This window comes from Methanobrevibacter intestini, from assembly GCF_047402955.1.
In the GTDB taxonomy this organism is placed as follows: Archaea; Methanobacteriota; Methanobacteria; order Methanobacteriales; family Methanobacteriaceae; genus Methanocatella; species Methanocatella intestini.
The window spans coordinates 589,448-608,678 of record NZ_CP187956.1; the positions used below are offsets into that span (position 1 = coordinate 589,448).

Consider the following 19,231-nt stretch of genomic DNA (forward strand, 5'->3'; position numbering starts at 1 on the left):
ACGAAAAATAACATTAACAAAGACGTAATAATTATTTTTCGACTTAATTTAATCTTTTTCACCTCCTTTTAGTTTTAATAAAATCTTTTAAAACTAAAATAAGCCATCTCATAAGATTAAAAAAAACTTATTTAAAGTTCAAACTAAAAGACAATTAAGTATATGTAAAAAATAGTTTATATATTTATCTAAAAAAAATTCAAAAAGAGATTAATTAAATAACCTCTTTTTTTAAGATATTTTTATAGTATTCCCTGTTTGGAAATCATTCCAGTAGGAAGTTATAATGTATTCACCAGCCATCAGTCTGATTCCTAATTTGGCAATACCGTTATTGTCTGTGAGTTTATGGTAAAATACTCCGTTTACATTAAATGAAACATTTTGGTTAGCTAATGGATTGCCTTGACCATCTAATGTTTGTGCAGTGAAGTTGCTTCCGTCCAGGTATTTCATGTCTAAATTTTTAGTAATTAATGTCGGCAATACATTGACTTTGTTCCCTATACTTAATCCATCGACCATCGTGGTTATAATGTATTCTCCAGGTCTTAAAGAAATTCCTAAGCTTGCAACACCATTGTTATCAGTTTTTTTAGTGTAGAAAACACCATTGATGTTAAATGTTACTTCCTTATTTACAGCTAAAGATCCGTCCTTGTTGTAGATGGTTGTCTGGAATCTGGAAGCATTCAAATAGTATTTTGTTAAATCATTTTGAACAATCAGTGATTTTACAGTAATATTATTACCTGACTGCTCACCAGTAACCATATTGATTGCCGTTATAACATATTTACCGGGATTTAAGTTAATACTCATCATAGCTATTCCCTTATCATTAGTAGTTTTAGTGTAAAAGACACCATTGATATTAAACTGAACATCTTTGTTTTTAAGAGGATTACCCTGTGAATCAGTAAATATGGCATAGTATTGAGTATTGTTTCTAAACATTTTAACAACATCCAATCCTTTAACTGTCGGTTCAATAGTAACTTTCGCCTGCTTGGTTATCGGAGTATAGTTTAATAATCCTTTAAATTTAACAACAACAGAATATATTCCGCTGTCCAAGCTCAGCCCTAAACTTACAACACCTTTTTCATCTGTTGTTTTAGTATAGGTTTTCCCGTTAATTGTTATTTCAATTGCAGCATCTCTTATAGGATTTCCCTGTTTATCAGTTAAAGTAGCTATAAATCTTGTACCATCATGATAAATCATTTTAACATCAGGAGCATTTAAAATAACATTATACTCAACAGCTTTAACCTCAAAAACACCACTATCTATAGCTCTGGAAATTTTATCAGTTCCTTTATATGTTGCAGAATATGTGTACCTGCCCTCCGGAAGCTTATCAATACTTCTCATACCAGTTCCATTAACTACAACAATTTTATAAAATTCATTGTTAACTTCCAAAGTTACATTACCTGTAATTAGTTGATTATCTTCTGTTTTAAGAGTTGCACTAAATACAATGTCATCTTCACCTACTTCAACAGTTACTTTTAAAATACTTGTGGTTTGGTTTAATGAAATAACCTTACTTGTATTTGAACTTAAATAGTTATTATCCCCATTATAAGTAGCTACAACTACATATGAACCGCTGTCTAAAGGTGAGATATACCATGATGCATTACCGCCTATAATAGTTTTATTTCTTGGTGAATATAATCCCAATATTCTAAAAGTAACATTACCGGTTGCATCATCATTTACAACAGCCCAAATCCTAATATTTTTATCAAATAATATTTCACTGGTGACAATTTCAATATGGGAACTAGCTTTATTTATATTAAATGATTTTTCATCAGATGACTTTGAATAAACAGAATTTCCCAAATAATCTGCTTTAACACTATAAGTTCCAGCATTTAATTTATTGAAAGTAGCTACTGCTTTACCATTTATAATTTCAACTGTTTTAGTTAAATTTCCAATGATGAAAGTAACATTACCAGTTGCTCCAGAAGTTACACTAGCCATTACAGTTATATTTTCACCATAAACAGTGTTATTTACCTCAATGACAGTTTTTGAAAGTGAATTCTTAATACTGAATGTTATGTCCGCAGTATTGTTGTTGTAATTATTGTCTCCAGAATATATCACTTTTAAACTATGATTTCCTAAAGATAAATCAGAGATTGTAACTGTAGCTATTCCATTATTAAGTGTTTTTGTATATTTTATTCCATCTACAATAAATGTAACTTCACCTGTTGCATCATTTGGAAGAGTTAATGTGATTACTTCATCTTGTCCTGCAAGAACATCCTTAATATCCACATTTAAGTTTGGAGTAGTTTTAGATACTGTAAATGAAGTTGTTTTTGATAGTTTAGAATTATATATAGCTTCTACAGTATAAGTGCCTAATTTTAATCCACCAAAGCTATAACTAGCATTTCCAGAGATTACCTCAACAGTTTTATTTAAATGATTTTTAATTATAAATGTGATAGTTCCATTAATTAAAGCATTGAAATTAGCCTTAATAACTGCATTTTCACCATATTCAATGTTATCTACAGTCAAATTAAAATCAAGAGGTTTAACTGTAATATTATTGTATATTTTTGTATAGTCATAGGTAGCAGATATTGTGTAATTTCCAGAAGTTAAATTAAGAGGAAGTGAAGCTTTACCGACATTATTTGTAATTACATTGTATTTTTCACCATTAACTTCAATTACAACAACCACATAAGTAAATGGATTGCCCTCCAAGTCAGTTACTTTAACTGTGTATTTAGATCCATCCCCTTCAACCATTATAATATCTTCACCAGTTAAAATACATTTATCAGTTATATTTATCGTTGTATTCCATGATGCTTCATCATAATAGTCATTTCCAGGATAGTATACATAAATGTAATTAGTTCCTTTTGTAAAGTTAACAGAAATATTAGCTATTCCATTAACTAATTTTGCTTGATAAAATACATTGTTTACATAAACTCCAATAAGTCCAGTACAATTTTTAGGATTTGTTTTTATATTAACAATACCTGTAAGATTATCATTTTGAACAACATCAACAGTTAAATTACAACTTTCCTTTAAAACGAAAAATGAAGTTGATGCAGTTGAATTAGCATATTTATTATCTCCCGGATAAATAACAGTCACATTATATTTTCCGCCAGCCAGATCATGTAATGTTACATTAGTTATTTCATCTTTTAAAAATATTTTACTTTCAACACCATTTATAACAAGTATTGCTTCCCCCCTAACATCTTCAGGACTTATTTTAATAGTTATTGTTACATTTTCACCTACCTTAACATCACTAGCATTAACAGTTAAATTTGTTTCATATTTATTTACTTTCAATAATGCACTGGCTGAAGTCATTTCGTAAAGTTGCTCATCAAGTTCACCACCCCATGTTTCAACTGTAATGTTATACACTCCAGCCCCACCATAATTTTTAATTGTAACTGAAGTATTTTCCTTATTTATGACAATCATCTGTACACGTTTACCATTAATACTTAAATATGCCATAATTTGAATTTCTTTAGGAGATGCATGTATATTCATTTTTGCTATTTCTCCAACTTTAATTTCAGGAATTGAAAGGTTCAAATAAATAGGACATTTATTTACAGTGATATTTTTATAAGCAAATGATCTAAAATATTCATTATCCCCCATATAAGCAATATTTAATGTATGGTTTCCGGCAAGCAAATTAGGTATGTTAAAAGTTGATTTACCATTAACTAATCTTTCAGTGTATGTTTTTCCACCAATGATAATTGAAACATTTCCTCCAGGCAGAAGTGAACCTATACCACTTACAGTTACATTAACAACAAGATTTTCAGTATAATAAATATCATTAACACTTACAGTCATATTTGATACAAGTTTACCTACATCAACCAATACTTTCTGAGTAAAATCCCCTAAACTAATTGAAACATCATAGCTTCCTTTCTTTTGAGTCCAATTATAGTTAATAGTAGCACTTCCACCAAATAGTGTTTTTGTTATTGTTTGTGGAGTTCCATTAACCCAAGTATTAAATGAAACATCAAAAACAGGGAATAAATTAATATTAATAGGTTTTCCACTACTGGATTTCCAAATAGCTGAAATATCAGTTGATCCATTTATATCAAGAGCACTATATTCGGGAGATCCAACTAACATTAACCATGACTCCACTTTATTAACATTAGACTTATTAACTGGCTTTTCATTAGATCCCCACCAATTATTATCCAAATAAATGTTTTTACCACCATCTGCAAAGAAATCAGAATAACTTTCAGGTAATGCTTTGTTATTTAAAAATGCAGAGTAACTTATATCTATTTCCCCGACATTGTAAATATTGACAGTACCTTTATAAACCGGAATAGAGCTGTCTTTTACTCCACCATTATTTGTAAAAATACACCCAATAGCTTTTAAATTACCTTCATTATAAACAACGCCAAAAAGAGTATTAAATAAAGCTCTAGTTACAAAAGAATCTTTAATAGTGGAATTTACCATAGTACAATTTCCAGAATTATAAAGAACTGCTCCTTTAACTTGTTGATCAGTTCTACTATCAGACATTACAACCCTAGTTAATGTTAAATTACCATCATTAGAAATTGACCCACCAAATCCAAAATCTCCAATATGTGAACCTTTAAATGTAGAATCAAATATTTTTAAAGAACCATTATTATAAACATCACTTCCATGAGCATAATTCGGTGCATCAGAAGTCATTGAATTGCCAGAAAATCTGGAATTAATAATAGTCATATTACCTAGATTACTAATGGCTCCACCATAATTTGACTTACCTGTAGATTCTATATGCCCCATACGATTATTGTTAAATGTACAATTGTTAATAAAAACTGTTGCTTTTTTAACGTCCAATACTGCACCATATATGCTTTTTTTATCCTGAAGATAATCAAGCTTTTTAAATGCATTAATAAAAGTTATATTGCTAATGCTAACAGTTACACCATCAGAAATCGTGAAAAAATAGTTTTTATTCAATCCATCAAATACCGTGTTAGTAGAACCTACAATATTTACAGACTTATCTATCTTAATTTTTGAATTATCTGAACCCTTATATGTTCCATTATCAATGTAAATAGTAGTATTATCCTTAGCTAAAAACATAGCCCAATCTAATGAATTAGTAGCACTGCTCCAAGAAGTAGCATCAGCATAACTACTGCCTTTTACACTAACATAAAGAGAATTGCCATTATTTTCTTCACTAATTATTGGATTATTATTCTCACCAATAATCAGATTATTATCATCAATTACAGGATTATCCTGCAAATTCCCAATTGTTTCATTAGTTAAATCTGTAGCACTAACACTGGCAAAACTTAGCATACTACATAAGATTAACATTAACATAACAATTAACAATCTACCATGTTTCAATCTTTTCAAACCTCCATTGAATCATAATTTATTTTATATTTTATAAAATATAATTGATTAACGATAATTAAAATTATCAAAAAATAAACAAACATCTAAAAAAATTACCATTAACTAAACATTATATTCATTATATCAATATATTAAAGAATACAATTAAAGATTTAGTATAAAAATTATATAAAATTAACGATAAAAATCATGTTTAAGATTAAGCTTATTATTTTACCTGATTTTAACTAATTATTTTCCAATTTCAAGCTATAATCTTTTTAGATACTGATTTTAACATACTCCAATTTGTTTATATTGCTTGTTAAAAAATAGTTTTGATATATTTTCAACTGACAGAAATAAAAATTCACAATTTCTATTCTACAGCAGCCAAATAGTGTTTTATAAAAAAAGAAAAAAATAAGTAATGATCTATTCAGTTTGAACATTACTTGTATCAATAGACTTGATTAAAATGTTTACAGGATTACTATTATCAGAAACATCCCAATCAGAAGGAGTATTTGCAGCACAAACAATATATTGGATATTATTTACTTCACAAACATATCCATATATAGGCATTCCATCTTTATCATAAGATTGCTCAAATACTTTTATATCACCAAATCCGGAAACATCTTTTTGACTTTTAAAGGTATAACCTTTTGATTCAAGAGTTTTTTTTGCATCTTCCGGACTTTTAGCATCACTAGCTAAAACAATAATTGCAAGATTATCTTTAACTAAAGCAGTATTTCCATCATCATCAGTTTGAACTTCAAATCCATCAGGAACTACATAAGTTGCTCCATCAGGTAACGTGACATCTTCAGCAGCTACTATGCCTATAGTAACTGCAGCTACAACACAAAAAAGTAATGTAACCAATATTTTTGAATTTAATTTCATTTAAATCTATTTCTCCAAATTAATAAGATATAGCTCACTTTCAAAAAAAAGTAATCTATAGTTAATAATTTAAAAATAATACTATTTAAATTTGTATAAAATATTTCAATAAAAATATAAACAATTCAAATCCAGTAAACATTATTAAAGCAAAAATGGAAAAAAATAAATTTACAAACATTATAAATTAACAAAATAAATAAATGTTTATAAAAACCTGCTAAAAATAAACTAAAATTAAAAATAAAATATAGATTATAGTTTACTATGCCCCCAATTATTAAATAAATATGTTTTAAGACATTCTACATAAACTAAAAATATAACTTATTCACATGATTCAACCAAATACCTAAAATTTTTCAATAAAATCCAATAATCAAGTTTTACATAATCCCCCAAAAAACACCCTCATTTAAGCAATGCCAAATATCATCATTACTTTTCAAAAATAATCTCTCCATACCTGACAGACCCCATTAAACAACCATTATAATTTTTTAAATTAAATCATTGCCAAAAACATTTTAATTAGAAAATTTATTAAAAAAAGAAACAGAACAATTTTCAGCAGGATTAACATTATCTAAAAACAATAGCTTTTTTATTTAATCCTAGGAAATAAAAGCTAAATTAAAATAATTAAAAGAGTTAAGTTTAATCCGGTTAAAAACTATAATCCGTCACTTAACTCATTAAAAAAAATAAAACAGCTATGAAAATAGCTACTTAATGTACTAATAAAACATCTTTTTTAAAAGAGTGAATAACCTTTTCAGCCACACTTCCAATAAAGAATTTTGTAACTCTACCTTTACCAGATGATGCAATAGCTATTAATTCAACATCTTCATCTTCTGCAACTCCAACAATAGTTTCTGCAGGAAAACCAACAAGAACTTTAGTTGTAATATTAAGATTTGGATCAAATTTAGCTTTCATTTTATCAACATTAAATTGGGCTTCATCTAAGAAAGACTGATTTAATTTATCAATATCATCTTTACTTTGGAATTGGTGTGGAGTTAATTCAGATGCAACTGATAAAATGATGATTTCACCACCTTCAGCAAGTAAATCTCCAACTTTTTCGACTTCTTTTTCCGCAGCTTCTGATCCATCAGTAGGAACTAAAATTTTTTTATACATAATTTTTCACCTCATGAAAAATGTTTAGTTCAACATATTCAAAATATAGATAAAAATATAATTTAACTATTTAATAAATATTATGAAAATAATTTTTAGCTATAGAAGTAATTTATTATAATAAATAATAAAACCCCAAATTTGTACAATATCACAAATTAAAAGCTGGAAAAATAAAATTTAGTCAATCAAACAGATAAAAAACAATGCTGTAATGAAATTTTTATTAAAAAAAGTTTAATTACATTTCTGTTGTTATAATCCAAATTTTTTTAATGTAAACCATATACTAACCCATTTTTCAAAGAAATAATTAAAAAAAGAATAGTAAACTAAAAAAACTAATGAAATAGTAACTTTCACTATTAGCATGATAATAGCAATATATATTAATTATGTTTAACAAAATGAAAAAAGAGGATTGTTTTAAAACATGATAAATCAACTATCCTCAATATAATCAGATAAGAAAATCTAAAAAACATTGCAAAAGATGATAGCATGAAAATGAAGTTTTTTATATATCTTGGAGTTGTTACAACCATAATTTTAATAATAACTTGTGGATTTGCTTTTGCTAACGAAGATTCTAGCGAAAATAATATAAATTTTAACATTATCGGTAATTTCCCATTTGGTGATGCTATTGAAGTTAAAAATGTAGATGCAAAAGCAACAGTGTCACATATCCAAAAAAAAAGCGAAGCACATGGTATTAAAATCACAATTGAATTAATACCTAAAGAAAATATAGAACATATAAGATCAATGGAATTGCAAAATATAGAAATTCAATATGACAATGGAACAAAAGTCCAATTAAAAAATGATGCATTTACTTATGATTCATCTGATTTAGACAATAGTTATTTTGATACATTAAATAGTCTTAATAAAGATTATGATTATTTATTTACTTACAAAAGTCCAGTTTCTCATTATGATGCAAACCGTGTAGATAACGATCCAAATGCACCATACAAAATAACACATATCAAAGGAGATATTGTTGTTAACACAACAACAGAAGATAACCGTGTAATTGGCCATTTAGACAGCGATATAACTATAAATTAAAATTTTAAATAATATGTTATTATCATGCTAATATCAACATATATTAATCAAAAATAGTAAAATTAAAAATTAAAGGAGAATAAAAAAATGACAAAATGTCCCGTCTGTGGAAGTGAATCCCAAGACAACGAAGAAATTTGTAAAAATTGCGGATCCAAACTTCCAAAAAAGAAAACAGAAACAGCAACCGTTGAACAAAAAGATACAAAATTCTGTCCAAAATGTGGTGCAGAAATAAGTAAAACAGCAAATGCATGTCCAAAATGTGGTGCTAAAAGCCAATCAAATGTCACACAACAAGAACAAAAAAGTCCGTTTATCGCAGGAATACTCTCATTAATTATATTTGGTATAGGACAATTTTACAATGGACAACCTCGAAAAGGAGCTTTATTATTTATTGGAGGCTATTTTATATCAATAATATTAATTTACTTCTTTGGATATATAACATATATCATTATTGCTCTTTTCTCTGCGTATGATGCATATAAAACAGCTGAAGCTATTAATCGTGGTGAAACACCAGAAGATACATTTAACTTAAAAGAAAAACTAGACGGACTCTAAATTTGGGTGATGTAATGATTATTAGAAAATTATCATTTCTATCTCCCCAAAAAGACTTAAAAAAAGTTGAATTAAATATCTACGAAGAAAAAAATTTATCCTTAATTTATGTTGAAAATCAAGGATATGTAGTTTATACAAAAGATAATATAAATGATATGGAAAATGTTTTCTTATTAAAAAGTATATTGACACCTAAAGAATTAACTTTAGAAGAATACAACAATGAAAAAACTGATATTGCCAATATTATAGAATTATTACTAAATAAAATATATGAAAATAGCGAAATAAAAGAATATGAAAAACAACATCCAGATCATGTCCTATTACATCTTTTAGATATGTTAAACAATGAAAAACTTGAAAATATCACCAAAGAATCTCCCATCTATAAAACCATTGAAGATGGATTTATGAAATTAGATTTTGAGTTAATAAAAAATAAAACAAATTCTTAAAAAGAATTTATTTAACCATCACCATCATCCTATTTTTTTAAACTAAATTATCAAAGAATTTCTAAAAACCTAAAACAAAAATCTAACAAATGTATTGAACAATTGGAAATTAAACAATTATGCTCAAATTAAAGTTAAAAATATGAAGAATAATGCTATTATCCTGCTAATAATGTACACATATTAATAAAGATAGATAAAACTAAATTTAAAAGCATGGATGATAAAGACAAACAAAAATTAATTGAGGAAAATGAAAAACTAAAAAAAGAAAATGCCCGATTAAAAGAAATTTTAGAAGGAAAAAAAATAAAAGAGATAAATATTAAATTAAAAAAAGAAAACGAAGAACTAAAAAAAGCAATAAAAAATAATGTTAACATGCCTTTTGATATCCCATTATGTACTATTATTGAGGATGAAGAAATAAGTGATGAAGAACTTGAAAAATTACTTGATGAGCTTGAAGATTTAACTGATGAAAAACAAGATATAGAAATCATTTCTTTATTATCCCGATCTAAAAAAAGATTAGAAGTCCTGGAATCTCTAGAAAATGAAAATAAAATTCCTTCAGTAATTAGTAAAGACATAAATGACAGCAGCCACCACATCTCAAAATATCTAAAAACATTGAAAGAATATGGATTAGTGGTTTGTCTTAATGAAAATGATAAACGATACAGATATTACAGTATAACACCAAAAGGAACTAAATATCTTAATATTGTAAAAAATAAAAAATAAGAAAGCTATAGAATTAACTATAGCTAAATTAAATGAATCTAAACGATTCCTTGAGCATTCATTGCATCTACTACTTTTTCAAAACCAGCTATGTTTGCACCAACTACGTAATTTTTCTCAAATCCGTAGGTTTTAGCTGCTTCATCAACATTAGCAAAGATATTTTCCATAATGACTTTAAGTCTTTTATCAACTTTATCAAAGTCCCATGAGAATCTTTGAGAGTTTTGAGCCATTTCTAATGCAGAAGTAGCTACTCCACCAGCATTGGAAGCTTTTCCTGGTCCAAATAATACATCATTGTCTTGTAAGTATTCAGTAGCTTCAATAGAAGTAGGCATGTTTGCACCTTCAGCAACTGCAACAACACCATTAGCTACTAACTGTTTAGCATCATCTAAAAGTAATTCGTTTTGAGTTGCACATGGAAGAGCAATATCACATTTAACAGACCATACACCTTTACCTTCATGATATTCTGCACTTGGTCTTGCTTCAGCATATTCAGTTAGTCTTGCACGTTTAACTTCTTTTACTTCTTTTAATAATTCTACATCAATTCCTTCAGGATCATAAATCCAACCGGTAGAATCAGAACAGGTTACAGGATTACCACCTAATTGTTGTGCTTTTTCAATAGCATAAATAGCTACATTACCTGCACCAGACACTGCAATAGTTTTTCCTTTAATATCAATGTCATTTGCTTTTAACATTGCATCAGTAAAGTATAATAATCCGTATCCGGTAGCTTCAGTTCTTGCTAATGAACCACCATAAGATAATGCTTTACCAGTTAATACTCCTTCGGATAATCCTTTAATCCTTTTGTATTGACCATATAAGAAACCAATTTCTCTACCACCAACACCAATATCTCCTGCTGGAACATCAGTGTCTGCACCAATGTATTTGAATAATTCAGTCATGAAACTTTGACAGAATGCCATGATTTCCCTGTCAGATTTTCCTTTAGGATCAAAGTCTGAACCTCCTTTACCTCCACCAATTGCAAGGCCAGTTAAGGAGTTTTTGAAAATTTGTTCAAAACCTAAGAATTTAATAATACCTACATTTACGGAAGGGTGGAAACGTAATCCACCTTTGTAAGGTCCAATTGCACTATTGAATTGTACACGATATCCAGTATTTACTTGTACTTGTCCATTGTCATCTACCCATGGAACACGGAATTTTAATTGTCTTTCCGGGTTAACTAACCTTTCAAGAAGTGCATTCTTTTTATATTCTTCTTCATTTGCTTCAATAACAACCCTTAAAGATTCCAATACTTCTTTTACAGCCTGATGGAATTCTGGTTCAGAAGGGTTCTGTTTTACAGTTAATTCTATTACATCATCTACATAAGACATAATATTTCTCCTCCGTTAATTAAAATATATAATTACAGAATTTTCTAGAAATTGATTAAAAAATTCAAAAATCTATTTGAATAAATAATAATATTTTCTAAAAATTTCCAACACTTGTTCAGTGTATATCATTAAATAACATTCAGATTTTGACCTGGAATAACCAAGAATATTTAACAATATGATAATTACTATATATTTTCTATTATTAAAAACTTTCACTTTTCTAAATAAAAATAAAAAAATATTCAATACAATTAATAAATGAATTGGACAAAATCATATCTTTTCAAAAAAACAGTAGGTATTTATATAGTACTTTTTACATAATAATCTACGAAAACAGGTAAAAATCATTTTTTAGTAGACAAAAAATAAAAATAATGAATGATTTTTAAAGTTTTCCAAAAAATATCTTGCTAACTAAAAAAATATTCAAAAATTAAATAAAAAAAGAGAGAATCAAAATGGCTGTATATAAACCAACTGATGAATTAAAAATATCAAAATCCAAATATGACAAATTGAAAGAAGATTATTTAAAAAATCCAAAAACTACTTATTCACTTTATGCTAAATTCAATAAAGAATATCCTATGGATAAAAAAACATTTATTAAAATTATTGACAAAATTAGAATAGATGAAGGTGCAAATGCATTTAATCCAATTAAAAAAACAAAAAGAGCAAATAATCCATTTAGCTATCATGATAAACATCCAGATAGCTATATTTGTATGGAATATTCAAAATAAAACCACATAGTACTTATAATTAAATAGTGATTTTATGGCATTCATTAGATTGGGTGGTGAAAAAGTTGAAGGATTTTATTTTCATAATAACTGGAAAGTTCAAGTTGATTATGGTATGAATATGACAGAAATACCATTTTCAGATTATAATGAAATTGATGAATCATCATTACCTTCTAAAGATGTACTTTATTGTAGAGGAGGTAGATCTAGTGATTATTTTAGAATATTGAAATTATTCAAAGACGGAAAATTAATAAGTGAAGTTATAGAAAAGAATCCTAATTATGTTCCAAGAGATACTCAATTGAAAATGTTGGAAGATCATGTGATTATTGGGGAAGATGTGGAAAGAGTATTTAATTTTCCTAATGGTTATTCCGCTAAAATTGAGTATTGGATTTCACCAACAGAACGTGATTATAAACATGGATTTTACACAGCTAAATATAGAAAATTAATTTTATCGGATGATAAAGATAATATTATTTCTGATATTTTTGAAGATAATCCTAATTACCGTAGTTTTGATAAGATTTGTTGGGATTATTCTGATACTTCAGGCAGATTCTAATACTATTATTTTTTTGAACATTTCCCCCACATAAACCACCATATCTAATTCATAACCATAAAATGAAGGTTCATCATGACTGATGAAGAAGACAGCTATGTTTGTATGGAATATTCAAAATAGAACCATAATGGAATTAAAAATATTTATCCAACATGGTATCTTAAAATAGCTGCAACTCCACCAAATGCTCTTAAGAGTTGCATACCCTCTTCAGTTTCTGTAGAAATAAGTTCCACTGCAGAATTCATTTCTTCAGCTTTTTCAACAAAATCTTCAATTAAAGTTTGTGACGATTCTTCTTTTAAAGTTTCACCACAATTGGAACATGGTTTTTCAAGTTTATCTGCTTCACTCTGGGATTTGACTGTGATTTCCTCTTCACTGCCACAGCTAGGGCATTTGAAAACTTTACGCATTGAAGTTAAATCTTCAGATAACAATAATGTGTCAACTGCACCCATAATTAAGTTAGTTCTAACTTCCCTTTCACCATAAGATGCAAGTCCTTTGTCTTTAACTAGTTCATGCAAGAATTTTTGAACTACTTTTTTCTCCTGCATAACATCCAAATCATTTAGAATATCTGCAGATTTATCTATTACTTCCCTAATACCAAATTCTCCAGTATATGAAGTATCTACAGTAGCTATGATTTTATCTTTAATTTCATAGTTAAGATAATCCCCTTTTACAAATTCTTCTTTTGTAAAACCCGGACCTCCAATAATAACTCCTTCAAGTTCATCTAAAGCAAGGAAATCTTCATTCATGTGTTCCCCGATACGTTTTTTAAACTCGTGAGCAGCTAAATCAATTACACGATCAAACCTTCTTTGTGATTGACCTCCTGCTTTGTGTTTACCTGGAACACCACTAGTTAAATGATTTAAAATATTTACTTTTTTACCTCTTAAAGTAGCTATTGTAGCTTCTTTTCTGTCGATAACTGCCAAACCATAAGTTTCCCTTTCTTCAATCATGTATTCAAGAGGTTCTAAGAAAAACTCATTGTTACACTGATACCAGTAAGTTGTAATAGGTTCCGGAGGTTCAAAAACATAAGTTTCCATTTTTTCAGTTCCCGGACCACCTTTTGGAATCATACCAACAAAAAGAACCAAACCATTTTCAGGAGGTACTTTAAACAGTCTTATTCTTTGTAAAATTACTTCAATAGCCGATTGTACATTCTTTCTTGTTTGTTTACTTTTAATGTTAGCACTCTGACCGAGCTCATCCCTCATCTGTTTACCTACATCACTGAGTTGTTTATCATGAGGAATATAAACGGAAACAAGCTCTGTACCTCTACCTTTTTTCTCTGATAATTCTTTTAAAGTTTTTTTAAATTTATATAATTCTTTTGATGATACATCTGCCATTTTAATCCCTTAAATTAATATAATAATATATTTATGTAATTTCACCTTATAAATAATTAATGAAAGAACTTTAAATAGTATAAATACTAATTATTAATAACGAAGATGATAATATGGTTTTAAGAAGATGTCCAAAATGTCACTCAACATGTGATGACCAATACGGATTTTGTATCAAATGCGGATATGAATTCCCAAAAATAGCAGAAAATGAAAATGCTTGTCCTTACTGTGGATTTGCAAATCCAGATGAAGCTACATTTTGTGTTAAATGTGGTACTCCACTAATTTTCAAAAACCAGTTAAACGGAATTAACACAACATTAAATCCGATAGTTATTAAAAAAGAAATCAGCAAATCCGCCAGAGAACAAAAAGAATATAAACCTACCAGTAAAATAATCATTATTCTCGGTTATATCTTTTCTTTACTTGGGGGAATAATTGGAGTAATATTAGCTCTTTATCTTGCAACAAGAAAAGATCCGGTAGCTAAAAAACATGGATATATTCAATTAACTATTTTAGTATTATATGGAATTTTAATATTGACATTATACCTAACCGGAAATCTTGATTTAACCACTTTTAATAATGCTACACAAATGTTAAGTGGTAATTTAACCGGCATTAATCCATAATTGGCAGATACATTACCATAGCTCCATCACCATTATTGTAATAATGGGGAACTTTCCTATCTACTTCAAAATTAAATTTTTTATAAAATTCAATAGCTCCATGATTATTCTCATTTACTTCCAAAAGTATTTTATTTATTTTAAATAATGATAAAACAGTTATAGCTTTTGATAATAACTTTGTTCCTGCTTTTTTTCTTTGATAATCCTTATCAACAGCTAAAGAGATAATATGACCTTCATTTTCATATTTAATCCAAAATAAGACATAACCTACAACATAACCTTCATCTTCAGCTACCAAAAAACCTGCACCAATATCATGCAACTGTTTAAACATGCTAAGTTCATAAGACTCGTCAAAAGACATCTTTTCTATTTCACAAACACGTTTTAAATCATTCGGAACAAATTCTCTAATTATCATCTATAAACCTATAATTTAAATTAATCTTGAAAGATTATATATCAATAAATAAATATATAATTTTTGAGGTTAAAAAATGTGGAATGATTTCGCAGAGTTCATTTTAACACAGGCAACTGAAAATCCGACAAAAATAGTGGAAATCGCTGTTGGAAAATTTGACGGAGTATACCAGTATTTAAAGAGAAATGAAAATATAGAAATTATCAAAACTGATATTTCACCAGATGATGATGAAGTAATTAAAGATGACATTACAAATCCTAATTTAGAGTTATATAAAAATGCTGATATTATCTACTCTATTCGCCCTCCAAGCGAATTACAGCCACATATAGAAAAATTATCTCAAAAAGTAAAGGGAACTTTCATTATAAAACCATTATGTAATGAAGATTTAAATATACGTTCCAAAAAAGCAAAATTAAAAAATTATAAAAAAGCAAGTTTTTACATATTATAGGTGTCTTTAATGGAAGAATTTTTAAAAAAATACCATACTTCAAAAGAAGGGCTGAATTCTAGTGAAGTAACAAAACGCCAAAATCAGAATGGTCTTAATGAATTAAAAGAAAAAAAGAAAAAAAGTCCAGTTATGCTCTTTTTAGAACAGTTCATTGATGTTTTAATAGCTCTGCTTATTGTTGCGGCTATTGCTGCATATTTTGTTGGAGATGTTATTGATTCATGCGTAATTTTAATAGCTGTACTCTTAAATACAATAATCGGATTCATACAGGAATACCGTTCAGAAAAAGCAATTGAAATGCTTAAAAGTGTTACAACATCCCATGCAGTTGTTAGAAGAGAGGGACAAGTGCAAAAAATTGATGCAAAAGAACTGACTATTGGAGACATTGTAATTCTTGAAGAAGGAGATAAGATTCCCGCAGATTTAGTGCTGATTGAAACCAACAGACTGAAAGTTGACGAATCAAATTTGACCGGAGAATCTGTACCTGTTGAAAAATCTCCAAAAGAAGAAGCATATATGGATTCAAATGTAACTTTAGGAAACGGAGCGGGAATTGTAACTGCCATAGGTATGGATACATCAATAGGAAAAATAGCTGAAGTAATTCAGGAAGAAAAAGGAGCAACTCCCCTTCAAAAGAAAATGGACAAACTCGGAAAAACACTTTCAGTAATAGCTATTATTGTTTGTGTATTTATATTCATTTTTGAATTATTCAGAGGAATCCCTATTGTTGAAACATTTTTAACAGCAGTTTCACTTGCAGTAGCTGCCATACCTGAAGGTTTGCCTGCAGTTTTAACATTAACTTTAGCTTTAGGAATGCAGCAGTTAACCAAATCCAATGCAATTGTTCGCAGACTGCTTTCAGTAGAAACTTTAGGTTCATGTACAGTTATCTGCAGTGATAAAACAGGAACTTTAACTGAAAATAAAATGGCTGTTAGAGATATATTTTTTTATAATAAAAGCAAATCTTTAGAAATCAATGCACTGTGTAACAATTCCACAATTAGAGATGGTAAAACTATTGGAGATCCTACAGACGGTGCTGTTTTAAAATACAGTCAGAAAAATAATTATTTTAAAGAGGATTTAGAGGAAAAATATCCCAGAGTTAATGAAATTCCATTAGACAGTAGTCGTAAAATGATGACTACCATACATGAAAATGGTGAAAAGTATTTGGTTCTCTCTAAAGGTGCACCAGAAATCATTATTGATAAATGTAAACACATAGATAACAATGGAAGTATTGAAATTCTTGATGATTCAGTAAAGGAAACACTAACTGAAAAAATAAATGAAATGAGTGATAAAGCTCTGAGAGTTTTAGGAATTGCATATAAAAATACAGCAGATATTGAAAATAATGCAGAAAATGATTTGATATTTACAGGACTTGTTGGAATAATTGATCCTCCAAAAGAAAATGTTGATAAATCAATAGCTGCATGTAAAAAAGCCGGAATTAAAGTAAGAATGATAACAGGAGACCATCTAAAAACAGCCTCAGCTATTGCCCGCGAAATTGGAATCCTGACAGACGGAAAAGTAATTGACGGTGAAACTCTGGATAAATTAAGTGATGAAGAGTACTTTGAGATAGTAGACGACATACAAGTTTATGCAAGAGTAAAACCAGAACAGAAAATGAGAATTGTTGAAACTTTAAAACAAAAAGGCGAAATTGTTTCAATGACTGGAGATGGTGTAAATGATGCTCCTGCACTTAAAAACGCATCTATAGGAGTTGCTATGGGATCAGGTACTGATGTTGCAAAAGAATCCGGAGATATGATTATTCAGGACGACAACTTTGAAACAATAGTAACTGCCATTCGTGAAGGACGTAAAATATACGACAATATTAAAAGATTTGTCAAATTTCAGGTATCAACAAATGTAGGAGCTATTTTAACAATTGTCGGAACAAGTATTTTCATGCTTCCTGTACCATTTAACCCTGTACAACTGCTCTGGATTAACATTGTAATGGACGGACCTCCTGCCCAAACTTTAGGAATGGAAGGCAGCGAAAGAAATATTATGACAAGACAGCCTGAAACAGGAGATATTCTGAATAAAAAGGTATTGATAAAAATATTTATTGCAGGTCTTGTAATGGCAATAGGTTCAATAGCACTGTTCAGCTACAAATTGGCAATTGGCGCAAGTCAAAAGCAAGCAATGACTGTAGCATTTACTTTATTTGTAATGTATCAGTTATTTAATGCATATAATTCAAAATCCAATTCAGATAAAAAAAGCACTTATCTTTATTTGGCTATTATAGCTTGTTTCATATTACAGATATTAATTGTATACATACCTGAACTGCAACTGATATTCAGAACAACCAGCATTGGAATTACAGACTGGATACTGATATTCATAATCGCAGCTACAATATTAGTGTCCAACAAAATAGCAAACAAAATTGTGGTAGAATGAAAAAACTAAACATCCTCCTTATTGGAGGAACAAAAGACGCAAGTAACATAACCAAACACATAAAAGAAAAATATGATTCATATATTCTGACTACAACAACTACAGAGTATGGATCAAAATTAGCTATTGAGTCCGGAAGTGATGACACAATAGCTAAACCACTTTTAAAAGATGAATTCATAACACTTATTGAAACTAATGAATTCAATCTTTTAATTGATGCAACTCATCCTTACGCATCACATATCACCCAAACTACTGTTAGCCTATCCAAATTATTTAACATAACATATATTCGCTTTGAAAGACCTCCATCAAACCTTGATAATGTTGACACATCAAGAGTTCATGAAGTAACTTCCCTTGATGAAGCTGGAAAATTAATAGCTAGTGATTTTACTTCCGGAAATGTACTGCATCTTGCAGGAGCAAATACTATGGAAGCTATTTTAAAATATGTTCCGGTAAACAGATTTTATGCAAGAATTTTAAAAGTTCCCAAATCTCTGGAAAAATGCAAATTGCTGAATGTTCCTGAAGAACATATCATAGAAATGAAAGGTACCTCCAGCTTAGAAGAAAACCTAAAAATAATTGAAGAAACACAAGCAAGTGTTATAATAACAAAAGAGAGTGGTGATATTGGAGGAGTAATCAATAAAATCAATGCTGCTAATTTAAAAGATATAGGTGTCATCATGTTAAAACGTCCAAAAATCAAAGATTTAAATAAGAAAGACATTGTTTCTAATTTAGATGAATTGGACGAAAAAATAAATAACTATTTTTAAATAA

16 protein-coding genes are annotated in these 19,231 nt (G+C 28.6%); 10 read left to right on the top strand and 6 right to left on the bottom strand.

All coding sequences use genetic code 11. The features are described from left to right. Window positions 1–231 precede the first annotated feature (231 nt). The 3 genes from ACMC9J_RS02685 to ACMC9J_RS02695 form a co-directional block, all read right to left on the bottom strand. Window positions 232–5,442, bottom strand: coding sequence for an Ig-like domain repeat protein (locus tag ACMC9J_RS02685; RefSeq protein ID WP_427003508.1), 5,211 nt, complete (start codon window positions 5,440–5,442; stop codon window positions 232–234). Window positions 5,443–5,868: 426 nt separating this feature from the next. Continuing rightward, window positions 5,869–6,348, bottom strand: coding sequence for a hypothetical protein (locus tag ACMC9J_RS02690; protein WP_019266633.1), 480 nt, complete (start codon window positions 6,346–6,348; stop codon window positions 5,869–5,871). A gap of 729 nt (window positions 6,349–7,077) precedes the next feature. Beyond that, window positions 7,078–7,497, bottom strand: a complete 420-nt coding sequence (locus tag ACMC9J_RS02695; protein WP_019264790.1) for a universal stress protein — start codon at window positions 7,495–7,497, stop codon at window positions 7,078–7,080. A 501-nt stretch (window positions 7,498–7,998) separates the two neighbouring features. Between ACMC9J_RS02695 and ACMC9J_RS02700 the strand changes: the two genes are divergently transcribed. The 4 genes from ACMC9J_RS02700 to ACMC9J_RS02715 all read left to right on the top strand — a co-directional run bounded on the left by ACMC9J_RS02700 (window position 7,999) and on the right by ACMC9J_RS02715 (window position 10,352). Continuing rightward, window positions 7,999–8,574: a hypothetical protein gene (locus ACMC9J_RS02700; RefSeq protein ID WP_427003509.1), complete on the top strand. Its 576-nt coding sequence runs from the start codon at window positions 7,999–8,001 to the stop codon at window positions 8,572–8,574. Window positions 8,575–8,661: 87 nt separating this feature from the next. Continuing rightward, a complete protein-coding gene (locus ACMC9J_RS02705; protein WP_427003510.1) occupies window positions 8,662–9,144 on the top strand; it encodes a double zinc ribbon domain-containing protein in 483 nt (160 codons plus the stop codon). 14 nt (window positions 9,145–9,158) lie between these two features. After that, on the top strand, window positions 9,159–9,605 hold the full coding sequence (locus tag ACMC9J_RS02710; protein ID WP_427003511.1) for a hypothetical protein: 447 nt from the start codon (window positions 9,159–9,161) through the stop codon (window positions 9,603–9,605). 216 nt (window positions 9,606–9,821) lie between these two features. Then, on the top strand, window positions 9,822–10,352 hold the full coding sequence (locus ACMC9J_RS02715; RefSeq protein ID WP_427003512.1) for a winged helix DNA-binding protein: 531 nt from the start codon (window positions 9,822–9,824) through the stop codon (window positions 10,350–10,352). A gap of 38 nt (window positions 10,353–10,390) precedes the next feature. Here ACMC9J_RS02715 and gdhA read toward each other — a convergent pair whose 3' ends face one another. Continuing rightward, window positions 10,391–11,725 carry an NADP-specific glutamate dehydrogenase gene (gene gdhA, locus ACMC9J_RS02720; RefSeq protein WP_019264794.1) on the bottom strand — a complete coding sequence of 445 codons (1,335 nt, stop codon included), beginning with the start codon at window positions 11,723–11,725 and terminating at the stop codon, window positions 10,391–10,393. A gap of 467 nt (window positions 11,726–12,192) precedes the next feature. Here gdhA and ACMC9J_RS02725 point away from each other — a divergent pair, with 467 nt between their 5' ends. Then, window positions 12,193–12,480 carry a hypothetical protein gene (locus tag ACMC9J_RS02725; RefSeq protein WP_427003513.1) on the top strand — a complete coding sequence of 96 codons (288 nt, stop codon included), beginning with the start codon at window positions 12,193–12,195 and terminating at the stop codon, window positions 12,478–12,480. Window positions 12,481–12,514: 34 nt separating this feature from the next. Next, complete coding sequence (locus ACMC9J_RS02730; protein WP_400252922.1) at window positions 12,515–13,054, top strand: hypothetical protein; 540 nt, start codon at window positions 12,515–12,517, stop codon at window positions 13,052–13,054. A 146-nt stretch (window positions 13,055–13,200) separates the two neighbouring features. On the opposite strand, the gene prf1 is transcribed toward ACMC9J_RS02730, so the two are convergent. Further along, window positions 13,201–14,439 carry a peptide chain release factor aRF-1 gene (gene prf1, locus ACMC9J_RS02735; protein WP_019264796.1) on the bottom strand — a complete coding sequence of 413 codons (1,239 nt, stop codon included), beginning with the start codon at window positions 14,437–14,439 and terminating at the stop codon, window positions 13,201–13,203. 113 nt (window positions 14,440–14,552) lie between these two features. On the opposite strand from prf1, the gene ACMC9J_RS02740 reads away from it, so the two are divergent. Further along, the gene (locus ACMC9J_RS02740) at window positions 14,553–15,080 is read left to right on the top strand and encodes a zinc ribbon domain-containing protein (RefSeq protein WP_019266635.1); all 528 of its coding nucleotides are present in this window, start codon (window positions 14,553–14,555) and stop codon (window positions 15,078–15,080) included. On the opposite strand, the gene rimI is transcribed toward ACMC9J_RS02740, so the two are convergent. After that, entirely contained in the window at window positions 15,070–15,507 is a 438-nt protein-coding gene (gene rimI / locus ACMC9J_RS02745; RefSeq protein WP_250415823.1) for a ribosomal protein S18-alanine N-acetyltransferase, read from the bottom strand. The two genes, ACMC9J_RS02740 and rimI, sit on opposite strands and share 11 nt — an antisense overlap. Before the next feature lie 76 nt (window positions 15,508–15,583). Between rimI and ACMC9J_RS02750 the strand changes: the two genes are divergently transcribed. From ACMC9J_RS02750 to cobK, 3 genes are read left to right on the top strand one after another with little or no spacing between them, the layout of a single operon-like run. After that, window positions 15,584–15,970: a UPF0146 family protein gene (locus ACMC9J_RS02750; protein WP_019264799.1), complete on the top strand. Its 387-nt coding sequence runs from the start codon at window positions 15,584–15,586 to the stop codon at window positions 15,968–15,970. A gap of 9 nt (window positions 15,971–15,979) precedes the next feature. Next, complete coding sequence (locus ACMC9J_RS02755; RefSeq protein WP_427003514.1) at window positions 15,980–18,436, top strand: calcium-translocating P-type ATPase, PMCA-type; 2,457 nt, start codon at window positions 15,980–15,982, stop codon at window positions 18,434–18,436. After that, entirely contained in the window at window positions 18,433–19,227 is a 795-nt protein-coding gene (gene cobK / locus ACMC9J_RS02760) for a precorrin-6A reductase (RefSeq protein ID WP_019267856.1), read from the top strand. The genes ACMC9J_RS02755 and cobK overlap by 4 nt, the downstream gene beginning before the upstream one ends. Window positions 19,228–19,231: the final 4 nt, after the last annotated feature.